This is a genomic window from Sulfobacillus thermosulfidooxidans DSM 9293 (genome assembly GCF_900176145.1).
In the GTDB taxonomy this organism is placed as follows: Bacteria; Bacillota; Sulfobacillia; order Sulfobacillales; family Sulfobacillaceae; genus Sulfobacillus; species Sulfobacillus thermosulfidooxidans.
Genome location: NZ_FWWY01000001.1, coordinates 664,234 through 687,616 on the forward strand (window position 1 = coordinate 664,234; position 23,383 = coordinate 687,616).

Annotated in this window: 24 protein-coding genes, 6 tRNA genes and 1 other RNA gene; 3 read left to right on the forward strand and 28 right to left on the reverse strand. The window is 49.0% G+C overall.

Going from position 1 to position 23,383, the window contains the following annotated elements; translation table 11 throughout:
- Nucleotides 1–22: 22 nt before the first annotated feature.
- The 7 genes from B8987_RS03455 to B8987_RS03485 all read right to left on the reverse strand — a co-directional run bounded on the left by B8987_RS03455 (nucleotide 23) and on the right by B8987_RS03485 (nucleotide 7,327).
- Entirely contained in the window at nucleotides 23–1,057 is a 1,035-nt protein-coding gene (locus B8987_RS03455; RefSeq protein ID WP_020376561.1) for a rod shape-determining protein, read from the reverse strand.
- 54 nt (nucleotides 1,058–1,111) lie between these two features.
- Nucleotides 1,112–1,786: a RadC family protein gene (gene radC / locus B8987_RS03460; protein WP_020376562.1), complete on the reverse strand. Its 675-nt coding sequence runs from the start codon at nucleotides 1,784–1,786 to the stop codon at nucleotides 1,112–1,114.
- On the reverse strand, nucleotides 1,783–2,364 hold the full coding sequence (locus tag B8987_RS03465; RefSeq protein ID WP_020376563.1) for a Maf family protein: 582 nt from the start codon (nucleotides 2,362–2,364) through the stop codon (nucleotides 1,783–1,785). The genes radC and B8987_RS03465 overlap by 4 nt, the downstream gene beginning before the upstream one ends.
- Entirely contained in the window at nucleotides 2,365–2,628 is a 264-nt protein-coding gene (locus B8987_RS03470; RefSeq protein WP_020376564.1) for a DUF4321 domain-containing protein, read from the reverse strand. It abuts the gene before it with no gap.
- A 142-nt stretch (nucleotides 2,629–2,770) separates the two neighbouring features.
- Complete coding sequence (locus tag B8987_RS03475; RefSeq protein ID WP_020376565.1) at nucleotides 2,771–4,024, reverse strand: bifunctional folylpolyglutamate synthase/dihydrofolate synthase; 1,254 nt, start codon at nucleotides 4,022–4,024, stop codon at nucleotides 2,771–2,773.
- Entirely contained in the window at nucleotides 4,021–6,690 is a 2,670-nt protein-coding gene (locus tag B8987_RS03480) for a valine--tRNA ligase (protein WP_084660855.1), read from the reverse strand. Before B8987_RS03480 ends, B8987_RS03475 begins: the two co-directional genes overlap by 4 nt.
- 370 nt (nucleotides 6,691–7,060) lie before the next feature.
- A complete protein-coding gene (locus B8987_RS03485) occupies nucleotides 7,061–7,327 on the reverse strand; it encodes a co-chaperone GroES (protein WP_020376568.1) in 267 nt (88 codons plus the stop codon).
- A 167-nt stretch (nucleotides 7,328–7,494) separates the two neighbouring features.
- On the opposite strand from B8987_RS03485, the gene B8987_RS03490 reads away from it, so the two are divergent.
- Nucleotides 7,495–8,400, forward strand: coding sequence for a hypothetical protein (locus B8987_RS03490; RefSeq protein WP_028962768.1), 906 nt, complete (start codon nucleotides 7,495–7,497; stop codon nucleotides 8,398–8,400).
- On the opposite strand, the gene B8987_RS03495 is transcribed toward B8987_RS03490, so the two are convergent.
- Nucleotides 8,376–8,912, reverse strand: a complete 537-nt coding sequence (locus B8987_RS03495; protein WP_020376570.1) for a GNAT family N-acetyltransferase — start codon at nucleotides 8,910–8,912, stop codon at nucleotides 8,376–8,378. The two genes, B8987_RS03490 and B8987_RS03495, sit on opposite strands and share 25 nt — an antisense overlap.
- Before the next feature lie 235 nt (nucleotides 8,913–9,147).
- On the opposite strand from B8987_RS03495, the gene B8987_RS03500 reads away from it, so the two are divergent.
- Nucleotides 9,148–9,498 (forward strand): hypothetical protein, encoded by a 351-nt coding sequence (locus B8987_RS03500; RefSeq protein WP_028962767.1) that lies wholly within the window; start codon nucleotides 9,148–9,150, stop codon nucleotides 9,496–9,498.
- A gap of 2 nt (nucleotides 9,499–9,500) precedes the next feature.
- On the forward strand, nucleotides 9,501–10,100 hold the full coding sequence (locus B8987_RS03505) for a histidine phosphatase family protein (protein ID WP_028962766.1): 600 nt from the start codon (nucleotides 9,501–9,503) through the stop codon (nucleotides 10,098–10,100).
- Here B8987_RS03505 and yihA read toward each other — a convergent pair.
- From yihA to B8987_RS03605, 20 genes are all read right to left on the reverse strand, one after another.
- Entirely contained in the window at nucleotides 10,090–10,662 is a 573-nt protein-coding gene (gene yihA, locus B8987_RS03510) for a ribosome biogenesis GTP-binding protein YihA/YsxC (protein ID WP_028962765.1), read from the reverse strand. The genes B8987_RS03505 and yihA overlap by 11 nt on opposite strands.
- Nucleotides 10,646–12,991, reverse strand: a complete 2,346-nt coding sequence (gene lon / locus B8987_RS03515; RefSeq protein WP_242940614.1) for an endopeptidase La — start codon at nucleotides 12,989–12,991, stop codon at nucleotides 10,646–10,648. Before lon ends, yihA begins: the two co-directional genes overlap by 17 nt.
- 105 nt (nucleotides 12,992–13,096) lie before the next feature.
- Nucleotides 13,097–14,785: an ATP-dependent protease LonB gene (gene lonB, locus B8987_RS03520; protein ID WP_084660857.1), complete on the reverse strand. Its 1,689-nt coding sequence runs from the start codon at nucleotides 14,783–14,785 to the stop codon at nucleotides 13,097–13,099.
- Nucleotides 14,786–14,996: 211 nt separating this feature from the next.
- Nucleotides 14,997–16,268, reverse strand: coding sequence for an ATP-dependent Clp protease ATP-binding subunit ClpX (clpX, locus tag B8987_RS03525; RefSeq protein ID WP_020376577.1), 1,272 nt, complete (start codon nucleotides 16,266–16,268; stop codon nucleotides 14,997–14,999).
- Between the two features lie 49 nt (nucleotides 16,269–16,317).
- A complete protein-coding gene (locus B8987_RS03530; protein WP_020376578.1) occupies nucleotides 16,318–16,944 on the reverse strand; it encodes an ATP-dependent Clp protease proteolytic subunit in 627 nt (208 codons plus the stop codon).
- A complete protein-coding gene (gene tig / locus B8987_RS03535) occupies nucleotides 16,941–18,257 on the reverse strand; it encodes a trigger factor (protein ID WP_084660858.1) in 1,317 nt (438 codons plus the stop codon). The genes B8987_RS03530 and tig overlap by 4 nt, the downstream gene beginning before the upstream one ends.
- Before the next feature lie 108 nt (nucleotides 18,258–18,365).
- A tRNA-Gly gene (locus B8987_RS03540) sits at nucleotides 18,366–18,440 on the reverse strand.
- A 6-nt stretch (nucleotides 18,441–18,446) separates the two neighbouring features.
- Nucleotides 18,447–18,530 (reverse strand) — tRNA-Leu (locus tag B8987_RS03545).
- 1 nt (nucleotide 18,531) lies between these two features.
- A tRNA-Arg gene (locus tag B8987_RS03550) sits at nucleotides 18,532–18,607 on the reverse strand.
- A gap of 34 nt (nucleotides 18,608–18,641) precedes the next feature.
- Nucleotides 18,642–18,718 (reverse strand) — tRNA-His (locus tag B8987_RS03555).
- Nucleotides 18,719–18,734: 16 nt separating this feature from the next.
- Nucleotides 18,735–18,811 (reverse strand) — tRNA-Arg (locus B8987_RS03560).
- Nucleotides 18,812–18,820: 9 nt separating this feature from the next.
- A tRNA-Pro gene (locus tag B8987_RS03565) sits at nucleotides 18,821–18,897 on the reverse strand.
- A gap of 61 nt (nucleotides 18,898–18,958) precedes the next feature.
- Nucleotides 18,959–19,144, reverse strand: a complete 186-nt coding sequence (locus B8987_RS03570; protein ID WP_020376580.1) for a hypothetical protein — start codon at nucleotides 19,142–19,144, stop codon at nucleotides 18,959–18,961.
- Nucleotides 19,141–19,860 carry a COG4280 domain-containing protein gene (locus tag B8987_RS03575; protein WP_020376581.1) on the reverse strand — a complete coding sequence of 240 codons (720 nt, stop codon included), beginning with the start codon at nucleotides 19,858–19,860 and terminating at the stop codon, nucleotides 19,141–19,143. Before B8987_RS03575 ends, B8987_RS03570 begins: the two co-directional genes overlap by 4 nt.
- Nucleotides 19,861–19,902: 42 nt before the next feature.
- Nucleotides 19,903–20,394 (reverse strand): YfcE family phosphodiesterase, encoded by a 492-nt coding sequence (locus B8987_RS03580; RefSeq protein ID WP_020376582.1) that lies wholly within the window; start codon nucleotides 20,392–20,394, stop codon nucleotides 19,903–19,905.
- Entirely contained in the window at nucleotides 20,394–20,993 is a 600-nt protein-coding gene (locus B8987_RS03585) for a non-canonical purine NTP pyrophosphatase (protein WP_020376583.1), read from the reverse strand. The genes B8987_RS03580 and B8987_RS03585 overlap by 1 nt, the downstream gene beginning before the upstream one ends.
- Complete coding sequence (rph, locus tag B8987_RS03590; RefSeq protein WP_026040828.1) at nucleotides 20,986–21,720, reverse strand: ribonuclease PH; 735 nt, start codon at nucleotides 21,718–21,720, stop codon at nucleotides 20,986–20,988. The genes B8987_RS03585 and rph overlap by 8 nt, the downstream gene beginning before the upstream one ends.
- Before the next feature lie 67 nt (nucleotides 21,721–21,787).
- Nucleotides 21,788–22,143: a transfer-messenger RNA gene (gene ssrA, locus B8987_RS03595) on the reverse strand.
- Nucleotides 22,144–22,168: 25 nt separating this feature from the next.
- Nucleotides 22,169–22,630 (reverse strand): SsrA-binding protein SmpB, encoded by a 462-nt coding sequence (smpB, locus tag B8987_RS03600; RefSeq protein ID WP_020376585.1) that lies wholly within the window; start codon nucleotides 22,628–22,630, stop codon nucleotides 22,169–22,171.
- 243 nt (nucleotides 22,631–22,873) lie between these two features.
- Entirely contained in the window at nucleotides 22,874–23,272 is a 399-nt protein-coding gene (locus B8987_RS03605) for a hypothetical protein (RefSeq protein ID WP_028962760.1), read from the reverse strand.
- Nucleotides 23,273–23,383 lie beyond the last annotated feature (111 nt).

The window sequence follows — 23,383 nt, forward strand, 5'->3', positions numbered from 1 at the left end:
TACTTACCTCCCCTTCCTCCTCTTAGCGTCGATTACGGCGGCGGAGCGCTTCCAGATGGTGCATATCTTCCAAAACCATTCCCGTTCCCCGGACAACGGTTAATAAGGGTTCATCCGCTTGATGCACTGGCATTCCGGTTTCTGAGCTCACCAACTTATCAAAATTGCGCAAGAGAGATCCCCCACCTGTCATCACAATCCCCCGGTCCATGATGTCCGCTGCGAGTTCCGGTGGGGACTTTTCCAACGTCGCTTTAATCGCATCCACAATGGTATTGACCGTTTCACTTAACGAGCGCTGGATTTCCGTGGAATTAATTTTTAAGGTTTTCGGTAGCCCCGTCACCAAGTCCCGTCCACGCACATCCATCGTTTCTTCATGATCGGGAGGATACGCCGAGCCGATGGTAATCTTGATTTCTTCGGCTGTCCGTTCTCCAATCATCATATTGTATGTCCTTTTAATATGATTCACGATCGCATCATCCATCTCATCACCGGCTACGCGAATAGATTGCGATGTCACAATACCGTCCAAAGAAATAATCGCCACTTCACAGGTCCCACCACCCACATCGACAATCATATTGCCTGTAGGCTCATTGACTGGCAAACCGGCACCAATGGCGGCCGCCATAGGTTCTTCTACGACTAAAGCCTCTTTGGCTCCGGCCTGTACGGCAGCATCCTTAACCGCTCGTTCTTCCACACCCGTGACTCCTGAAGGTACGCCAATCACCACGGTAGGGTGAATCATGCGCGAGTTATTCGAGGCCTTTTTGATAAAGTATTTGAGCATCGCCTGGGTAGTATCAAAATCCGCGATTACCCCATCTTTTAAGGGTCGGACGGCACGAATATTACCCGGAGTCCGCCCCACCATCTGTTTAGCTTCTTGTCCTACCGCAATAATTTCACCCGTCATGGTGTCAATGGCCACCACGGATGGTTCTTGCAAGACAATCCCTCGACCCTTGACATAGACCACCGTATTGGCGGTTCCTAAATCAATTCCCATGTCTTTTGCAAAAGACCCAAATAAACTTCTTATGGGCACAGAATAATCCTCCCTTTAGATCCTATAGGTCCTAGATCCCCTAGGTTCAAACACTTAATTTGTTAGTTCTGTCAGTTGTCCTTGATGGACACTCACATGACGGGCTCTCCCCATGATCACGTGGTCTAATACGGGAATCCCCAATAAATCTCCCGCATCCTCTAACCTTTTGGTTAAAGACCGGTCGGCCCTAGAGGGGGAAGGATCCCCACTAGGATGATTGTGTACGACGATAATGGAAGCACAAGCCCATCCAACAGCTCGCTTAAAGATTTCGCGTGGAAACACCTCAACGCTATCGAGTCCCCCTCGAAAAATGGTTTCGATCGCTAGCACCTGATTTTTGGTGTTTAAAAATAACACACGAAATTCTTCTTGACTGAGTCGAATCATATCTTCCATCAAAATTACAACGTCTTCCGGGCCGGTAATTCGGTTTCCCATTTCTTGACGCCGCACCCGGTTCCCAATCTCCAATGCTGCTAATAAAAGAGCCACCTTGGCTTGTCCCAACCCTTTTATCTGCAGCAATTCTTGAGCCTGCCGCCGGCTTAAGGCCTGCCATCCATCTTGTAACAATGACCCACTTAATTCTAAGACCGATTGGCCCGATGTTCCTGTTCCAAGGAGCACGGCCAATAACTCCCGGTCGCCTAATACTTTTGCCCCGTGCCGCATAAGACGCTCTCGGGGACGCTCCTCGCTTGGCAGGTCTTGGACCCGGCTCACACCCCACGCTCCTTATCCCAGTGGGATAACAACTTTTTGACAAGACGAGTGGGTAATCCAATGACGGTTTCCACATCGCCTGTGAGTTCTTTAATCCACTCTCCAGCGCGGCCTTGAATGGCATAGGCTCCTGCCTTATCCCAGGGTTCTTCCGTACCTAAATACGCATCAATGTCGCTACTAGACAACGCATGAAATGTGATCGCGGTACAGTCCACTTGGACATAGCCTCGTTGCCATAGTGGATCCCAAATCGCCACGGCGGTAAACACCTGATGACGATGATCCGACAGTTGACGAAGCATATCCTGGGCATGCGCCATCGACCGCGGTTTGCCAAATATCCGGCCCTGATAGGCAACAACGGTGTCCGATCCAATAATGAGACACTGAGGATGACGTGTGCCCACCACGATGGCTTTTTGCGCTGCCAGGCGCCTAACCAAATCATGGGGTGTTTCCGAAGATCTGGCCGTTTCATCAATGTCCGCGGCGTCAACAATAAATGATAAACCCACTTTCGCCAATAATTCACGGCGCCTGGGCGAGGAAGACGCGAGGACATAACACCGTGCCATCTAAGCCTTCCTCCGTTGAAACCACCACAAACCACCTAAAAGACCTATGATTCCGCCAAGATTCAAGTCGAGCCATATTCCTAAATCCAGGCCAAACACTCCCAGATTTAACGTCCAAGGACCCCGAGACGTCCCCAATTCAAAATAGGAGTGACCCAAAGGCGGCCATAACGGTGCAAGAAAGTGCCCCAACAATGAGCCCACCAGTCCTCCAATCAGGACGTAAATCAGTGCAATCCATCCTGAACTTTTTCGACCGTGCATGACAAACTCCTCCGGTATCCCGGCATTTCGTGACGCTTCGCCTGTTTCCTCGACAAAAACTTAGGCCTTGTTCAGCATAACATTCGTGAGATACTCACGGCAATCATGGAAAAGATTCCTTCACTGGACAAATTCTCCTGCATTATTTGACGAGGTTTCCCGCGTGTTTGCGGCGCTGTTCCATGATATAACTAAGCAGCGCTAATGAACCCGTCGTTAAAATCGCCTGGTTTTCCGGAGTCCGATCAAAAGCCTGTTGCACCGCATCCCATGGGTCCTCGACAAAATCTGCTTCGGGATAGATGGACTGAAGACGTTTGGGATCTCCTCCCCGTTCGGATGGTACCCGCGTGAGAATAACGTGACGCGCATAGGGCACTAACATCTGTAACATCTCTTCCGCTGGCTTATCGACCAACGCACTAAACACGATGGTCCATTGGTACTCTCGGTACGGTTCCAGCTTTAAAGTCTCAAGCACGCCGCGAATTCCATGAGGATTATGTGCGCCATCAATAATCCATAATGGGTGGCGATGAAGCACTTGAAACCGTCCCGGCCATGAAAATTTTGCCCATGCCTGCAAAACCCGTGACCAATCGCGGATTAATCCGTCTTGAGCCATGACCTCTACGGCAGCAAAAGCTGTCGCGACATTTTCTTTTTGATACGCGCCCAAAAGGGGCACAAATAATGGTCCGGCCGGACTCTGCCCAAACACGCCGCGTTCATCCACATTGGGAAACCATGACGGTTCCACGACCCTAACACCATCATGTTTTGCTCGCTCCATAATCACGTCCCGGGCAGCCGGATAGGGTTGACGCGCCAACACCAATTGTGATCGGGGCTTGATTATCCCAGCTTTTTCAAAAGCGATCGCTTCAATCGTGTTCCCCAGGCGATCCATATGGTCAAAGGCTACCGGCGTAATCACGGCCAAATAAGGGGGATCAATAATATTGGTGGCATCAAGCCGGCCACCGAGTCCCACTTCCACCACCGCAATATCCACGTTCCAGTGATGAAAGGCGAGAAAAGCCAAAGCCGTGACCGCCTCAAAGAACGTGGGAACATCCTGAAGTTTCCGGCCAGCATGTTCTACCTCTTCCCCTAATTGGTCCCACAACGGTTCAGGCATAGGTTGCCGATTGAGCATCACCCGCTCATTAATATGTCCCATGTCCGGTGAGATGGTTAAGCCGACGCGTAAACCTTGTGACTGCAACGCCTCCGCAATTAACGACGCGGTAGAGCCCTTCCCATTGGTTCCCGCCACATGAATGATGGGATAGCCTTTTTGAGGATTGCCGAGGGCCTCTAAAAGGTCCCGGATGCGTTCGAGGCCCGGGCGAATCCGAACGCGTTCGAGGTCTTCCCACCAGTTTTCTTTCACTGTAAATCCTCCCAGCGCTCTTTGAGACGGGTTATCCGCGATACGAGTTCTTCGCGTTGCGCCTTGGCTTTAGCCACCACGGGTTCGGGGGCGCGTTCGAGGAATTTCTGGTCACCCAGTTGCCGCTCGACACGCTCTAATTCTGCTTGCGTTTGATCCATCATTTTTTTGACACGAGCCGCTTCTTTTTCTAAGTCCACGACCCCTTCCAACAATAATGAGAGACTTCCCCCTAAAGCGACCCCGGTCAGGGCATGGTGCGGCTTGGCAACATCCTCACTTTTTACATGCCAGGCAATATCCTGGGCTCGTAACAATTCCCGAATCGCTACCTCTTCCTGCCGCCAATCCCCAAGAACCGAGGCGTTATCCGCTACCGCAAAAAATTGCACCCGTTGTCCAGGCGGGAGATTGACTTCGGCACGTAAATTGCGTCCAGCACGGATGAGACTTTTCACCCTGTCCATGGTGGCTAAAGCCTGTTCCTGATGAGATAAAGGCATCACCTCGGGCCAAGGCGCAATCATGATGCTCTCACCCTCATGGGGAATGGATTGCCACAACTCTTCCGTTACAAAGGGCATAAAGGGATGCAGCAGTTTTAGTGATTGTTCCGCGACATAAATGAGTGTGCTTAAAACCTCGTCCGCGTCACTCGGATACTCACGCATGCGAATTTTGCTTAACTCGATATACCAGTCGCAATAATCATCCCATAGAAAATCATAAATAGCTCGCGCGGCTTGCCCAAATTCGAATTCATGCAGCCAAGCTGTCATTTTTTCTATGGTTTGATTTAGTTGCTGTATAATCCACACATCTTCGACGTGGTGGGGATTAAGCGGCTTGAGCACAAAATTCTCCGGCAAATTCATGCGCACATACCGAATCGCATTGTAGATCTTATTTGCAAAGTGACTCGCCGCTTGCACGCGTTCATCACTGTAACGCTGATCATTACCAGGCGCCGAACTCAGGACTAATGCCATCCGCAATGCGTCCGCTCCATAACGTTCAATAACGTCCATGGGATCAACGCCATTCCCCAAGGATTTACTCATCTTACGGCCTTGGCTATCGCGGACCAAGCCATGCAGCAACACGGTGGTAAAGGGTTTTTGACCCGTAAAATGGATCCCTTGCATAATCATCCGTGAGACCCAGAAAAAGATGATGTCATAGGCCGTAGACAAGACAGACGTCGGGTAAAAGGTTTTCAAATCCTCCGTCTGGTCCGGCCAGCCTAATGTCGAAAATGGCCATAATGCTGAAGAAAACCATGTGTCTAATACATCTTCATCTTGGTGCACGGGACCACCGCATACATCACAATGTTCTGGAGCCTCTCGAGCCACCATAACGTGATCGCAATGATCACAGTAATATGCAGGAATGCGGTGTCCCCACCAAATTTGCCGGGAAATACACCAATCCCGGATATTTTCCATCCAGTTCGTATAGATTTTTTCAAACCGTTCGGGAACAAATTTAATGGCCCCCATGCGTACAGCATTTAAGGCAGGTTCGGCTAGCGGCTTAATCTTTACGAACCACTGCAAAGACAATAGGGGTTCAATGACGGTTCCGCATTTTTCACAATGTCCTACCGAATGAATGAGATCTTCTTGTTTCTCAATCGCACCCCGTTCGTCGAGATCTTTGATAATACGCTGGCGTGCTTCATACCGGTCTAACCCCTGATAAGGTCCAGCGGCCTCGGTCATGCGCCCGTCCTCGCCAATCACAGGGATTTGTGGCAGTTGATGACGTTCACCCATTTGAAAGTCATTGGGATCATGAGCCGGAGTCACTTTGACCGCACCCGTTCCGTATTCAGGATCAACATAGGTATCAGCAATGATAGGAATAATACGGTCCACTAGAGGGACTTTGACCTGATGTCCCACCAAATGGTTCCAGCGCGGGTCATCGGGATGAACAGCAATCGCCGTATCTCCCAGCATGGTTTCAGGTCGGGTTGTCGCGACCACAATTTCTCCTGGTTCATCGACTAACGGATAACGAATAAACGTTAACGTCCCTTTTTCATCGTCATGTTCGACTTCAATGTCTGATAACGCTGTGCGACACGAAACACACCAATTGGTTATATAGTTGCCCCGATAAATGAGTCCTTCTTCATACAGGCGGACAAATACTTCGGTAACCGCTTTGGAAAGACCCTCATCCATCGTAAATCGAAGACGATCCCAATCCACCGAAGCGCCCAATTTTTCTACCTGCCGGAGAATCTCTCCTCCATACTTCTCTTTCCATTGCCAAACCTCTTGAATGAAGGCTTCCCGTCCAATACTGCGTCGGTCAATATTCTGACTCCGCAATAATTCCTCGACCTTCATTTGGGTGTGGATTCCCGCGTGGTCTGTTCCTGGCAGCCATAAGGTATTATCCCCCAGCATCCGGTGAAAGCGAATCAGAATATCTTGCCAGGTGTTGTTTAGAGCATGTCCAACGTGCAAAATCCCTGTCACATTGGGAGGTGGCATAACAATGCTAAAGGTCGGAGCTTCAGGATTCATATTGGGTTTAAAGTATCCCTGCTCTTTCCAAAAGCTGTACCACTTTTGTTCGACTTCATGCGGCGAATATTGAGCACTGAGCTCAACCACGCGAAATTCCTCCTTTGATTCTGGTCCTCTGAGCATAGTTACAACGCTGATGATACGAGAAAACGTCGTTAAACACCATGAGCCAGAAGACGGCTAGATCGTCTCAAACGTCCATGAAAATTCCATGCAAAATGTGTTCAAAATTTTTCACGATCACCAAAAAGAGACCCTCTTCGCTAAGGGCGAAAAGAGTCTCTTTCGCGGTACCACCTTAATTCGCCCTAAAATTGTTAGGGCCTCTTTTGCGATAACGGGCAAAACCGTTTTAGATTGCCAAGGCCAACCTTGGCTCACTAAAACACCTCGGGGTCCACCTGCAAGTCATCACGCACGAAGATTTCACCATATTACTTCGCTCTCTACGCGTTTGTGTCCCGCTTCTTCCCGTCATCGGCAAAAGATATGATTAGTCTTCCACGACAGCCAGAATATCGTCAGTCGACAGAATGAGGTGTTCCTCATTGCCAATCTTGATTTCGGTGCCGGCAAATTTGGCAAATAAGACCCGCTGGCCTTCCTTTACCTTAATGTCTTCACCATCGCCGACTGCTACGATAAGACCGGTCTGGGGTTTATCTTTGGCAGTATCGGGTATGTAAATACCACTCTGAGTCCGTTCCTGTTCCTCCACCAGTTTTACCAGAACGCGGTCCCCTAACGGCTTGACCTGCATTGGAAATATCCCCCTTGGATGGTGTATCTGATGTTCCACAAAAATCGTGGCATCTAACATTATATCGTACAGCCTTAGTGTGTCAATGAACCCACCTGCCCGCTGGTCTCAAACCTGTCCTCTATGCATAGTGTGGATTGATATCCATCGCTGAGGAGGATGCTGTGATGAAAAATCCCCGAAAATGGAAGAAATGGATCCTTCCATGGCTAACGCTCACCTTAACGGCCTGTGGACAACATACACCAAAGTCAGCTCAACCATCCTGGCCTGTGGTGCGTGTGTCGATGAATGTGTCATCATCTTTCCTGGCACTGCCCCTTTATGTTGCCCAAAACCTTCACTTGTTTCAAGATGAACATATTCGCGTAGACATCGTACCAGCCAATCACAGTGAACTTATGATTTCGGATACGGTCAAATCATGGCCTGTTTTAGGCTCTTTGGCAAGTCGTCCTGATTTGTTTTTGGTCGCACCCGCCCCCGATCCGCATTTTCGTTTGAAAGCCTTAGACCGTCTTCCCGTAGAATATGCCGATAATCTGCAAATCTCCCTGAACTTACTGCAGAGTATCATGACGCTTAATCGTACCCATCCCTATTTGGAAACCGTATCCTTTAAACATATTCAAAATTTGTGGAGACAGCGTCACTTGCCCTGGGCCATCGTGACTCTTCATCAATTTTATCAACTACGCCAGCAAGATCCGCACACCGTGATTTTAAACTGGCTAGGAGCATCCACTGGTCCCATTCCTGCCCTCATTCTTAGCGGGCACAGTAAAAACAGCGTGCCATTTCTGCGGGCTATCAACCTGGCATTGTGGTACATTCATACATCATCTCCGAAAACCATTGCCGGTATTCTCGCCAATCCGCAGGAAAAATCTTTGCCACAACAAATCGCCCAGGGACTCCATTATGGATTGTGGCCCGTGACCACCTATATTTCCCCCAGTGAATATAACCGGGGACGGGCATTATATAGTTTAACCACTCAGGATACATGGCCCCCTTATTACGAGGGCGTCGATAAAAAATTAGCGACTCAAGCCTTAAGTGCAGCATATTGACGAGCCCATGATTCCATAAGCACCAGTTCTGTGCTGCCTTCTAGACGTCCTGATGCGGCTAACATGGCAATCTTTTTAAATCCCGCTTTTTCATAGGCGCGAATTGCTCGATAATTATCTTTTTTCACGCGTAAATAAACCCTATTGAGTCCATAGCGAACATAAGCCACATCCAACACATCGCGGATGGCCCCAGAGCCATAGCCTTGATTCCAATATCTTTTATCGCCGATAGAAATTCTCAGCTCAGCTTGGCCATTGCGCCAGGTGATATGCTCTAATTCCACATCCCCAATCAACTGGCCCTCTTCGGTCTGAATCGCAAATCCCAAGCGAATGGGACTGGTCATTAAATCGCGCCACCAGCCGAGATCAATCTGGTTAGCCCGTCCAAATTTCTTCCCACTGAGCTCCGTAATTTCTTCATCTTCATCCCACAAAAGCAACATTGCGAGGTCGTCATCCTTTAATTCCCGGATATAGCGGTAACGACCTTCCAAATCCAACACCATGTATTTCTTCACCTCGTCTCAATCTCACTTCTTCAATTCGACAGAAGAGAGCTCGTCTCCTGTTTTCTCGAGTGAGACGCGGAGGACTTTCTTCTGGTAAGGCTGGGAATCTCGACCTCCCATCTTTCTCAGTTATCATAGTCAACACCATAGTGGAATGTGCACACTGCCCGAACCTCTCAACATTCGGTATAATCGATGTCATACTCCCACCAACAAAGGAGGCTCTATCATCATGGCCAAATTATTAGTCTTGATTGTTTCTGGTCCCAATGATCCCGCTAAGGTTAAAGCCGGGTTAGGCTTTTCTATAGTGTCCCAACAAAGCGAACAAGTAGACGATGTCAAAATTTGTTTCTTTGCTGACGGCGTGGAAGTTCTAGCCCCAGGAGCCATCCAGCCATTTGAATCCCTTATACATAAGGTCCAGGAGTTGGGAATCTTTACAATGGCGTGTCAATTACATGCCGAGCAAAAGCATCTGGATGATGTGATTCGCAAGGAGCAACCAACTATCGATTTGCACTATGTTGGTGAAGATCTGGTCAAAGCCTTGACGGAAGGATACCAATTCGTTAGTTTTTAACTATGGACACTTTTGCGTCACGCACCTTTTGGGTTATGCGGCATGGTCGCCCTGACTTACCCCGTAACCCATTTTTCATGGATCACGACCAGTTTAACCGATATTTAGAAGCCTATGACCGGGCCGCTTTAAGTGACGTTGAAACACAGCGCTTAACCGCATTATTTCAACAATATCCGGTTCCCGATTTGGTTATCTGTTCGGATTTGCCAAGAGCTCAAGCCACTGCCGAGCTCTTTGCTCGGTCATCTCCTATCATTGTCGACCCCACTTTTCGGGAAATTCCTGTCTGGCTCCCTGACGCGTCTACAAAATTTCTCAAAAGTCGGTGGCCCGAAGAATTTTGGTGGAGTTATTTGCGCCTAAATTGGTTTCGCGATCAGGGTCCAGAAGGTAAAACTCGTTCCCGTCAACGAGCCCAGGAAGCCATCACGCGCTTGCTGGCGTATCAAGAAGGACACCAACGCATCGCGCTGGTGTCCCATGCTGGATTTTTGTCGTTATTAATTACCATGCTGCATCAGCAGCACCGGATCAAGGGCCCATTTCTCCCGTCCATTCGTTTTGGCCGTCCGACCAGGTATACCTGGGTTAAATCGTAAGACCCAGTCCCATAATCGCCTCTTTGACTTTGTTTAGGCCTTCACCCGTTCGGTTCGATACGGGATATATGGGGCGCTGGTAGATCTCTTCCAACCGTTGAATCCGCATTTTCTGTTCGGTTTTGTTAAGACGGTCCAATTTGGTCCCCACCACGGCCAAAAACAGATTGCGGTCGCTAGCCCATTGTAATATTTGTCTTTCCTCGTCTTCAGGATCACGCCGGATATCTTGCACGAGAATCCCGCCAATTAACGGTTGCCGGGATGACAAATACTCTTCGACCGCTTGGCCAAATTGATCCCGGACGGTTTTGGATACTTTTGCATACCCATAGCCGGGTAAATCCACTAAGTACCAGTTTGCCATCTGATAAAAATGGATTCGCTGGGTTTTCCCAGGGTTACTACTCACGTGCGCCATTTTGGAGCGGGTGAGAGCATTAATCAGTGATGATTTGCCCGCGTTAGACCGCCCTAAAAAAGCTAGTTCAAGCAAGCCATCTTTGGGCATTTCCGCCATTGTCAAGCATGACGCGACGAGGCGATTACTTTTGGGGGGCAATTTCTTCCCTCACAATCTTCTCAGTGAGAGCAAACTCGAGCACTTCATCCAAATGCTCAACAAGATGAATTTGCATGGAGCGTCTGACATTGCGCGGCAAATCCTCTAAATCACTCTCATTTTCTTTCGGCAAAATAATTTCCCGAATCCCAGCGCGGTGAGCCGCCAACGTTTTCTCTTTAATCCCGCCCACTGGTAACACGTGCCCACGCAGGGTAATCTCACCCGTCATCGCAATTTGGGATTTGACCGGAATATTACTCAGAGCCGAAACCATGGCCGTCGCCATAGCAATCCCCGCAGACGGGCCATCTTTGGGTATTGCACCTTCGGGCACATGCACATGTAGGTCCAAAGTTTCATGGAACGAGGGATCAATGCCAAATTCCCGCGCACGCGAACGGATAAAGCTGTAGGCTGCGCGAGCACTTTCTTGCATCACGTCCCCTAATTGACCGGTCAGGTTTAAATGGCCTTTGCCGGGCATGGTCGTGACCTCAATAGGCATCACATCCCCGCCAGCCTCGGTTACCGCAAGTCCGGTGACAATTCCCACCTCATCTTGGGATTCTTTGGTACGGTGATGGACTTGGTGAGGTCCTAAATATTTTTCAAGATTGTTCACCGTAACTCGCACCGTCCCCTGGTAGCCCTGAACGATTTCTCGTGCCACTTTGCGGCAGATGGCCCCTAACTGGCGCTCTAACTGCCGTACCCCTGCTTCGCGGGTGTAGTGGCGAATAACGTCGGCAATGGCATGCTGGCTAATTTCCACCATGTCCGGTTTCAAGCCATGATTTTCCATCTGTTTAGGCCACAAATATTGAAGGGCGATATGCAGTTTTTCTTCTTCAGTGTAGCCAGGAATCACAATCGTTTCCATCCGGTCCAGCAAAGGTTTGGGTATGGTGTGCAAGACATTGGCCGTCGTAATAAACATGACGTGTGATAGGTCAAAAGGCACTTCAATGTAATGATCCGAAAAATGGGAGTTCTGTTCGGGATCCAATACCTCCAAAAGGGCTGCCGATGGATCCCCACGAAAATCCATTGCCATTTTATCGACTTCATCGAGCAAAAATAAGGGATTCTTGGATCCGGCCTGTTTCATGCCTTGAATAATCCGTCCCGGTAAGGCCCCAACATACGTACGCCGATGACCACGGATCTCGGCTTCATCCCGTACGCCTCCCAGCGATACCCGGACAAAATTGCGACCGGTCGCCCGGGCAATGGAACGGGCCAACGAGGTTTTTCCGACCCCTGGCGGGCCTACTAAACACAAAATGGGTCCTTTAAGACTTTGAGACAGCTGACGCACCGCCAAATATTCCAAAATGCGATCTTTAACCTTTTTCAGCCCATAGTGATCTTCGTTAAGAATGCGTTCAGCCTCGGCTACATCAACCCGTTCATCGGTTTCAATGCCCCACGGGAGATTTAATAACCAATCGACATAATTGCGAACGACCACAGCTTCTGCGGACATCGTGGGCATTTTTGCCAACCGGTCAATTTCGCGAGAAATTTTCTCACGAATTTCGTCGGTTAATCCCTGAGTCTCGGCTAAGCGCTGTCGGAGTTCTTCCACTTCACCTAAATGGTCGTCAGCTTCACCGAGCTCTTTTTGAATCGCTTTGAGTTGCTCGCGCAAATAATACTCTTTTTGAGTCCGCTCCATTTGTTTACGGACCCGGATGTTAATGCGTTTTTCAATCTCCAACAATTCCATCTGACGGGACAAGATATCCGACACTTTTTTTAACCGTTCATCTGCCGAAAAAATTTCCAGTACTTCTTGCTTCTCCGCGGTGCGAATATCTAAATAGCTAATAATGGTGTCAGCAAGCCGTCCCGGATCATCGACATTCATACTTAAAGATGCTTCGCCAGGCATTTTTTTCGAATTTTTAATGTAGAGTTCGAACAGATCCACCACAGCGTGCATCAAGGCCTCAGTTTCATCGGTGATTTCGTTATCTTCAGCCACCGCTTCGACAAGAGCCTCAAAATATGTTCCTTCATCGGTAATCTTATGTATGATAGCCCGGGACCGACCTTCCACAACCACTTTCGCGCCGCCTGTCGGCATTTTCAGAAGCTGCTTGACTTCTCCAATAATCCCGACCCGATATAGATCATCTTCGTGCGGTTCATCGAGGCGCGTATCCTTCTGCGCGACAAAAATCAACTCTTGTGAACCCAGCATCGCTTGTTCGAGCGCTTTCAAACTGCGTTCGCGACCAACCTCCAAGGGTACAACCATATACGGGAAAAGGAGCACACCCCTTAGCGGAAGCAATGGCAGTTGAGTTTCCACGTCATGCATCCCCCTATCTGATAGACCTATCCTCTTCTATCCTAACCATAATACTCAAATACATGAAAAGAGACGACCCTTTTCAATAAGGTCGTCTCAGACTTTTCGGAAAGGCTATGAAGGCATGCTTGCAGAGGGACTGGCAGTGAGCAAGTCCGTGGGCACCAAAGCTGTTGTGCCTTTGGTAGATTCAACAGCCAATGCCATATCGATAGCTTCCTGCAAACGGTCAATCGCGATAATCTCAATCCCAGGATGATCAGCGAATGCCTGTTGCCAATTATCCCGGGGAATTAGGACGCGGGTGCAGCCAGCTTGTTTAGCCGCTTCCACTTTCGCAACAATCCCGCCAACGGGCTTGATATAGCCACGAATCGATAACTCACCAGTCATCGCCAGGCGCCCGTCACAGGGCTTGCCCGTCATGGCAGAGTACAAAGCTGTGGCAATTGCGACCCCTGCCGAGGGACCATCGAGGGGAACCCCGCCCGGAAAATTGACATGCAGATCAAAGTTTCTCGGTTCCACGCCACATTGGTTGCGTAATACGGTCAACACATTTTCAATCGATCCGCGTGCCATCGACTTCCTGCGAATAGTCCGTCCCGATGTCCCCATCTCTTCTTCGTCAACGATCCCGGTGACATACAATTGTCCACTGCCTTCGCTCACGGGATTGGCGACAGCCTCAATATCTATGACCGTCCCCAGGTTGGGCCCATAAACGGCTAATCCGTTGACCACCCCCACTTGGGGCTCGGATCCCACTTTTTTGTCCGGACGGGGATTGTATTGCCCGGAAGTGACAACCCATTCCACATCGGCCTGGGTCATCCTCCGCCGCCCTTCGGTCAACGCAAGCCCACAGGCTATTTGAATCAAATTGACCGCTTCCCGGCCGTTGGTGGCGTACCGCTTAACGACATCAATAGCGCCGCGTTCGGCCTCCATGCCCAGTTTGTTCACCGCATTGGTCGCAATCACTTGGATTTCATCGGGCAATAGGGCCCGGAAAAATACTTCCACACACCGAGAACGAATGGCTGGCGGAATCTCATGCGGTTGCCGGGTTGTCGCGCCAATCAACCGGAAATCCGCTGGTAAGCCATTTTCAAAAATATCTTGAATGTGAGTCGGGACATTACTATCTTCGGAATTATAATACGCGGATTCCAACATCACTTTGCGGTCCTCTAGCACCTTCAACAACTTATTGAGTTGAATGGGATGCAGTTCGCCAATCTCGTCAATAAAGAGAATGCCGCCATGCGCCTTCGTCACCGCACCGGGTTTCGGCTGCGGAATCCCGGCCATTCCTAGAGGCCCCGCACCTTGATAAATGGGATCGTGCACGGATCCGATGAGCGGATCGGCAATGCCGCGCTCGTCGAAACGGGCTGTGGTCGCATCCAATTCGACAAACTTGGCGTCAGGTTGAAAGGGTGTCCACGGCGTTTTCTTGGCTTCTTCTAAAACTAACCGGGCCGCGGCTGTTTTGCCAACGCCAGGTGGTCCATAAACGATAATATGCTGGGGATTGGGGCCACATAGCGCCGCTTTCAAGGCCCGGATGCCTTCTTGTTGTCCGACAATTTCATCAAACCGAGTGGGTCTGGTCTTTTCGGACAACGGTTCGCTGAGATGGATCGAGCGAAGGCGCCGCAACTTCTCAATTTCCTTTTTTGATTCCCGTTCCACGGCAACCTTGTTACCTTGCTGGGATTTCAACAAATTCCAAAAATATAACCCTATGACAATCGCAAAAAAGAATTGAATAAAGGTGACGATGTTGGTGAGATTCACCGTACCCCTCCTTCCGCGCTTTGGCGAAAATTTTTCGAGTCCTCGCTCACATAAGATAGAGTGACCGAAAATGGGGACGAGCAGACGGTCAATTGATGGACATCATGGATCTCTTCCCTATGGGAATTATGCCCAGTTTCTGCCGACGTTATGCACAAAAAAACCTCCCGCCAAGGAACTCCTTGGGCGGGAGGCGAGGGCCTAACCGAATTTAAGCGGTTTCTTCTTTCTGTTTTTTGGCACGTTTGGCTCGATCTTGCGTGACCAAGAGTGGTTCTTCATGTTTTTCGACGACATCTTGGGTAATGATACACTTCGCGATGTCGGTCCGACTCGGGATATCATACATGACATCCAACATAATATCCTCGATAATCGCTCGCAAGGCACGCGCACCGGTATTACGGCGCATGGCTTCGCGCGCAACCGCTCGAACAGCTTCTTCTTTAAACTCGAGTTCCACATTATCCAAAGTCAACATCTTCTGATACTGTTTGACTAAGGCATTACGCGGCTCGGTCAAAATTTTGACCAAAGCTTCTTCATCGAGCGCATCCAAGGTCACCAATATCGGCAAGCGGCCAACAAACTCCGGAATCAAACCAAACTTTAAGAGATCTTCCGGCATGATTTTGGCGAGCACATCACCAATATTGTTTTCAGGCATTTGAATTTCTGCATTGAAACCAAGACCCTTACGCCCAATCCGGCGCTTGATAATCTTGTCAATGCCATCAAATGCTCCACCGACAATAAAGAGAATGTTGGTGGTGTCAATTTGAATAAATTCTTGATGAGGGTGTTTCCGTCCACCTTGAGGGGGAACAGACGCAACGGTGCCTTCCAAAATCTTCAAGAGAGCCTGCTGCACACCTTCACCGGAAACATCGCGTGTGATTGACGGATTTTCCGATTTCCGGGCAATTTTGTCGACCTCATCGATGTACACAATACCCTTTTCGGCTTTCTCCACGTCGTAGTCGGCCGCTTGAATGAGCTTGAGTAAGATGTTCTCCACATCTTCTCCAACATATCCCGCTTCCGTTAACGACGTCGCGTCGGCAATGGCAAACGGCACATTTAAGATCTTTGCTAAAGTCTGAGCCAGAAGCGTCTTACCTGAACCGGTAGGGCCTAACATCAAGATATTGGACTTTTGCAGTTCAACGTCATCGACTTTACTCCCTAGGTTAATCCGTTTGTAGTGGTTATATACCGCGACCGACAGGGTCTTTTTGGCACGGTCTTGTCCCACGACGTACTGGTCGAGAATAGCTCGGATTTCTTGCGGCTTCGGGATGTCCTTTAATTCGAATTCCACGTCATCACTGAGTTCTTCCTCAATAATTTCAGAACACAGCTCGACGCACTCATCACAAATATAGACACCGCCAGGTCCAGCAATCAATCGCTTGACTTGGTCCTGATATTTACCGCAAAACGAGCACTTTAACTGACCTTTTTCATCGGTGAACTTGAACATTATAAGCCCCCCTCTTTGACACCCCTACAATCACCAAGCTGACCATAAGTTATTCTTCAGACTTCTGTTCCGAATCTGCCTTGCTGCGGGGAGTGACCACTTCATCAATGAGATGATAGGCTTTCGCTTCCTCCGCTGTCATCCAGTAGTCACGTTGAGTCTCTTCCAAAATTTGTTCTACTGAATGATTGGTGTGCTTGGCTAAAATTCCGGCCAGAGCCTCTCGACTCCGCAATAGCTCTTTCATCTGTATTTCCACATCTGTGGTTTTACCGCCGAGATTGTTAATCCACGGCTCGTGAATCATGACCCGCGAATTCGGCAAGGCAAACCGTTTACCTTCTGCCCCACCAGCCAAGAGCAATGCTCCCATACTGGCAGCCATACCGACGCAAATGGTCGAGACATCAGGTTTAATATATTGCATCGTATCATAAATTCCCAAACCAGCACTAACTGAGCCGCCAGGAGAATTGATGTATAGATGAATATCGCGGTCGGGATCGTCACTTTCTAGAAAGAGCAACTGAGCAACCACCAAGTTCGCCACATCATCATCAATAGCGTTTCCCAGAAAAATGATTCGCTCTTTTAACAGTCGCGAATAGATATCATAGGAACGCTCTCCGCGGTTGGTTTGCTCAACCACCATCGGAATGAGGTAACCAAAACTCATTGTTCACTCTCCCCTTGTCCGCCGGCCACCGTAGAGGCCAAATACGTGCTGGCCTTAGACAACAGAATATTGGTTCGCAAAGCCTCAAATTCACCGGAACTTCTAAAAAGGCGAACCATATCACTTAAGGGTTGCCGGTACATATCGGCAACAGGTTTAATCGCTTGAATAACCTCTTCGTCACTGACCTCAAACCCTTGTTGCTTTGCGATGGCTTCAAGCAATAACTCTTCTTTAACGCGCTCTTCAGCGGCAGGTCGGAGCTCATCGTGTAAGGCCTCAGGTGTGATTTGTCGGCTTTCCAAATACTCCTGCGTGCTGGCTCCTATACGCGCAAGCGTGTTTTCTAATTCATGCAACTGGTTGTGAATGGCTTGATCAACCAGAGCCGAAGGCACTTCGACGGATACACGCTCTTTTAGTTTACCCAAGATGGTTTGTAACCGAGCATTTTTGGCTTGCTCTTCCAATCTGGTTTTTAAATTATTCGTCACTTGCTCACGTAATTCCTGCAATGATTCCAAACCAACTGCTTTGGCTAAATCATCATTGACTTCCGGGATGTCTGGCCTTTTATTCTCGACAACTGTCAATTCAAATCGGACAGGTTTCCCTGCTAACGAAACATCAGGATGATTTTCTGGATAAGTCAGTTTAATCACCTGAGGTTCATTGACTTTAAGGCCAACGAGCTGGTCTTCCAATCCCTCTACGACGGTCCCGGCTCCGACCTCAATCGTATAGGCATCATCATCAACAAACGGTTCAGAATCGTCTTCGCCATCATCCAAAAACCCTTTGAGACTGACAACAATCCGGTTACCTTTGGCGACGGGTTCATCATCAGCAGGCACAATCTGGGCTTGGCCCTTAGCAACCAACGCCAATTCGGCATCAATCTGCTCATCAGTTGGTACCGGAATCTCTAAAGGTTCTTGCAAAAGATCTTGATAATCTGGCAAATCAATTTGGGGCTTTGATTCCACCTCAATATCAAATTCAAAGGGCTGGCCATCATCGAGTTTCACAATGTTGATTTTCGGCTCTGCCACGGGTTCAACGGATACTTCACTTAATGCTTCATAATAGCGGTTCTCGACCAGTTGCTGAGCAGCTTCTTGGAGAATAACCTCCCGACCCACAAAACGTTCAAAAATTGGGCGGGGAACTTTGCCCCGACGAAATCCGGGAATATTGTACTTACCTACGACGTTGCGAAAAGCTTTATCCATCGCTTTAGAAAGATCACTGGGGTCAATGGTGACGGAAACCTTTGCGACTGAATTCGGTAACCGCTGTAATGCCACTTGCATTGTTGTGTAATTCCTCCTCAATACCCGTTACAAATAAACTCATTATAACACGCCCCGGGACAGTATCCAAGCCATGCAAAAAACGAGGCGCTCTATCGCCTCGGCAAATGGAGCGGAAGACGGGATTTGAACCCGCGACCCTCGCCTTGGCAAGGCGATGCTCTACCGCTGAGCTACTTCCGCATTGAATGGTGCGAGGGAAGGGACTTGAACCCTTACGCCTTGCGGCACGAGATCCTAAGTCTCGCATGTCTGCCATTCCATCACCCTCGCCTGGTGCGCCCGGTAGGATTTGAACCTACGACCTGCGGATTCGAAGTCCGTCACTCTATCCACTGAGCTACGGGCGCAAAAAATCCCGGCACACCGGGGAAAGAAACTTTTTGGGGTGAATGAGGGGACTTGAACCCCCGACCCCCAGGGCCACAACCTGGTGCTCTAACCAACTGAGCTACATCCACCATGTCAAACAATTCTTGGTGTCCCCGGCAGGACTTGAACCTGCGACGCCGGGATTAGAAGTCCCGCGCTCTATCCAACTGAGCTACGGGGACGCCTCTGTCTGGTCGGGGCGACAGGATTTGAACCTGCGACCCCTTGCTCCCAAAGCAAGTGCGCTACCAAGCTGCGCCACGCCCCGATTCGAAGCATAAACACTATATCATGGTTTTATCACTTCGTCAACGTAAGAGGCAAATCTCTCAAGACCGGCGCACACTCCACATAATAGAACCCGCTATGAGACCAAAAAGTATCAGACCGGACCACCGCGATAATCCAATATGGGCCAGTAAAAATACGATAGCCAAGGCAATAAGGCTCAATACCGCTAAAAGGGGATCATCGACAAACAAACCATAAACTTTCTTTATCCATTTCATGGTCATGAGGCCCGCACTCCCTCCTTTTTTAACATACGAATGGAGAGCAGGCTAATGAACACATAACCCGCAATCAAGAGCAGCAAAGTCGCATCAGACAACGGCCAGCTTATTCCCATCGACTGTCCTGCCCAAAATGTACCAAAGCTGGTTAACATCACACCGACAACAAATTTCAAAGTATTCTCAGGTACTTTGGCTAAAGGAGCGCGTAGCGAAATGCCCAACAATAAGACAAGCCCGAGCCCAATCGCTGCGCCAGCGATCGCGCTACCAAAAGCATGCGCTCCCGAACCCATAGTTAAAATAATAACAACGACTTCCAAACCTTCTAACACCACGCCGTTATACGCAGTAGCTTGGGCCTCAAAACTCCCTTTATTACTCGCCTTTAACCGGCTGATCTGTTTTTCATAGGCCTCTTCTTCATTGTGCAAAGCTTTTAAGCCCGCATAACGTAATATCGCCTTTCGAATCCATTTCAGTCCGAAGAGAAGAAGTAATATGCCTACAATTCCCTGCAGAATCTGTAAAGGAATAACGCGCAATATTCCTTCCCCTAAAACAGCGACTAATAATGCCAGCGTTAAAATACCATAAAATACCCCTTTGAGAGCGGGGCGAAACCCATAAACGACTCCCGCGGCCAAGACAATCGATAATGCCTCAATAAATTCGACCGACGAGGCCAAAAGTGACGCGATTAAGACATAAAAATTCACTTAAGTGCCCCCTTTGTAAACTAAACCATATTATACTATTTATTATGTTTTCGATGAAAAAGGTAGGTCTTCCCACCAAATCTTCAGCTGATCTTTAGTTTCCCCGGCAATCCAACCTACTCCAGGCGGAAATCCCCGCGGCCGAAATACCGACCCGGGATTGAAAAAGATCGTTTCACCATGCACAAAATGTTGTCGACGGTGCGTGTGACCAAAAATCACGACATCCAAACGATGACTCTCGGCAAAATGCCAAAGACCTTGTTGCCTGCGGGAAGATACCCATTGATGCCCATGAATGACGCCAAAGCGGATATGATCCACAGCCCACATCGTTATCCAGGCCGCAGTTTCTTCGTGGTCGTTATTCCCTTGAGCTCCATAATAGGGCACACCAAAATTGTCGGCTAGCCATTGTCCATCCCGGTAAAAATCCCCAGCCCCAATGACCCCATCAAGCAACATGGTGGAATCCATGAGTGGTTTCAGCCGTTCGAGATGCCCATGAATATCGGCCACAACCAGATACCGCATTAAAGAGCCATCACCTGCTGAATAATAGGAATAATGCCTTGAACGGCCATACCTCGGTGGGATACGCGATCTTTGAGTTCCTGACTCCACTGAGCAAATGAAGTCTCCCCGTCGATACTAAAAATAGGATCCACTCCAAATCCTGCTTGTCCTTTCGGCCAGGTTAGAATTCGGCCTTCAACCACTCCCTCTGCAAAAAATACCAAGCCGTCCGGGGAAGCTAAACAGAGAACCGCGCGCATTCGAGCCGTCCGTTGAGGCCAGGGCACATCGAGTAATCTCAGCAAAATTTCGCGCGTATTTTCCCAACTATTGTCACTCACAAAACGAGCCGAATGAATTCCAGGTTGGCCTCCTAATGCATCGACTTCTACCCCGGAGTCATCGGCTAAAGCCCAATGCCCGGTCCGTCTTGCAACCGCCCGTGCTTTGAGTTCAGCATTTTCGCGGTAAGTCGTCCCGGTTTCCTCAACAATTTCCTTGCCGCCAAAATCGTCTAAAATCAGACGAATATTGGTAGAGGCAAATAATCGCCGAAATTCTTGTAACTTTCCCGGATTGTGCGAAGCTAAAATAATAGGCGGGTGAACCCTATCCAATCAACAACGCTCCTTCTGGCAGAACCGATTTCTCAAGCGCAATTAATTCATCGATCGCTGGCTCAACAAAGTCAAGCAATAAATCCAACTGGGTTCGCGAGAAAAGACCATGTTCGGCCGTTCCTTGAATCTCGATCAACTGGTGTTTGCTGGTCATTACCACATTCATGTCCACGCCAATCTGAGAATCTTCATGGTAATTGAGATCAAGATACACTTCATCACCATGCAAGCCGACACTAATCGCAGCCATCCAATCTTTCAGCGGTTTGGTGGTGAAGGCCGAAGTTTTATGGATTTTCGTCAACGCTTGTGTCAACGCCATAAATCCCGCCGTAATGGCCGCCGTGCGCGTTCCCCCATCCGCTTGAATGACATCACAGTCCAGCAAAATGCTCTTTTCGCCTAAGGCCTTAAGATTTAGTATCGCGCGTAAAGACCGACCGATCAGACGTTGAATCTCGATCGTTCGACCTTGTTGACGCCCTCTCGCAGCCTCGCGCATCGTACGTTCATGGGTCGCCCGGGGTAGCATCCCATATTCAGCCGATACCCAACCTTGACCACTTCCACGAACAAATGGAGGAACTTTGTCTTCAACCGTTGCGGTGACCAAAACGCGTGTATTGCCAACAGAAATGAGACATGATCCTTCAGCCCAGGCATTGAAACCCAGTTGAAAATCTACGGGACGAATCGCATCATTACTTCGTCCATCTTGACGCAACCCCATGAGACAACCCCTCTCAAAACGTTCTAAAAAAAACTCCCACCCTGTTGGCGGGAGAAAAACTTGGTGGAGGCGGGGACGTGCTGCCCGTCCCGTCCGAAGACACGTCGTGCCGGACCCCTACGAGCGTAGCTGTGAAATTCGTCTCACCAAGCAGTGTCGTACACAGCGCGGCATCTGCATGGCCAGTCCTTAATTTCCCTTGATATCTCGGACCTTATACCAAGGTATCCTACATTTTTACGCCACGAATCCGAAGGTAGGAACTTGGGACTCAGGCGTTAGCTGGGATTAAGCAGCTAAAGCGTAGTTTTCTTCAGTGTTGTTGGCACTTAATGGTTTCCTGCTGTTTAACGAGGCACAGGACCTCGGCTCGCGTTCCAACACCCCGTTCATCCCCGTCGAATCTAGTTCGCCCCCATGCAATATCAACACCATCCAACGGTTATACCCGTTGTTTGAGCGCTCGTTCAATCCGCCGATTCGCGTCACGTTGTGCTATCGACTGCCGTTTATCATAATTCTTCTTACCACGGGCCACTCCGAGCGCCAATTTTGCGCGTCCGTGTTTATCAAAATACATCCGGACAGGGATTAAAGTCATCCCTTCTTGTTGGACACGAGCTGCCAATTCCCGCAACTGCTTGCGGTGCACTAACAGTTTCCGACTCCGGTACGGATCATGATTATAGCGGTTACCGTACTCATATGGTGCAATGTGGCAGTTAAAAAGAAACAATTCTCCTTTGTCAAATCGAGCGAAACTGTCCCGTAAATTGACACGCCCTGCACGCAACGACTTGACTTCTGTGCCCGTTAACACCATTCCAGCTTCGATAACCTCGTCAATAAAATAATCGTGACGAGCCTTTCGGTTCTCGGCAATGGGTTTTTCATTTCTCGCCATTGAACATAACCCCCGTCACGTATTGCCTTAAAATTATATGATCCTTCGCAAAAAATATCAAATCCCCAGTCCATGAGGTACAATAGGCGTGTGTATGGAACACTCGGTACGGCTATAAGCTATTGATAGACCCAACTTTCGCGGGTAATCCCTTTTTCTTTACAATTTAGCAGTATATCACTGTTGTCACTTGAGAATACCCCATAGCCTTTGGTTTAGGACTAAAAATAATGAGTTCCACAATTACCGGGCAGCCCATTGGTGATGAACCAGCTTCGGTTCTTGAAATTTTGCCATACAGGGATCATCAGAGGGAATAATCCCGCTACATGAGCCGCGTCCGGGAGGAATGATTCCCGTCCACTGCCCTTGTGTTAGGACGACCGCAGGACGACGACCGCGGCCAATAACAACCATTACATTGCCTCGTTGGCCACACCACCATGTACTGTTGCCCCAGTGTAAGCGACTCCATGAAGGAGATTCCTTTTTCCAAATAATTTTTCCCACTGTCCATAAGGGCGCTGAACCAAATTCCGTCCATAAAATGCGTGTATTCTCAAAACTCAATGCCACATGCGCTTTATATGGCAGGGTCGCATTTTTGGGATTGCCGATGTACCACTCTTTCCATATCCGCATGGAACTCACCTCTACCACACATAACGCCGGCATCTGCAAAAAGGTTTCACACTCATCCGGATTCCTTTGAACTTCCAAAAAATTATGGGAAAGTTCGGAGAGGTTTTTGTT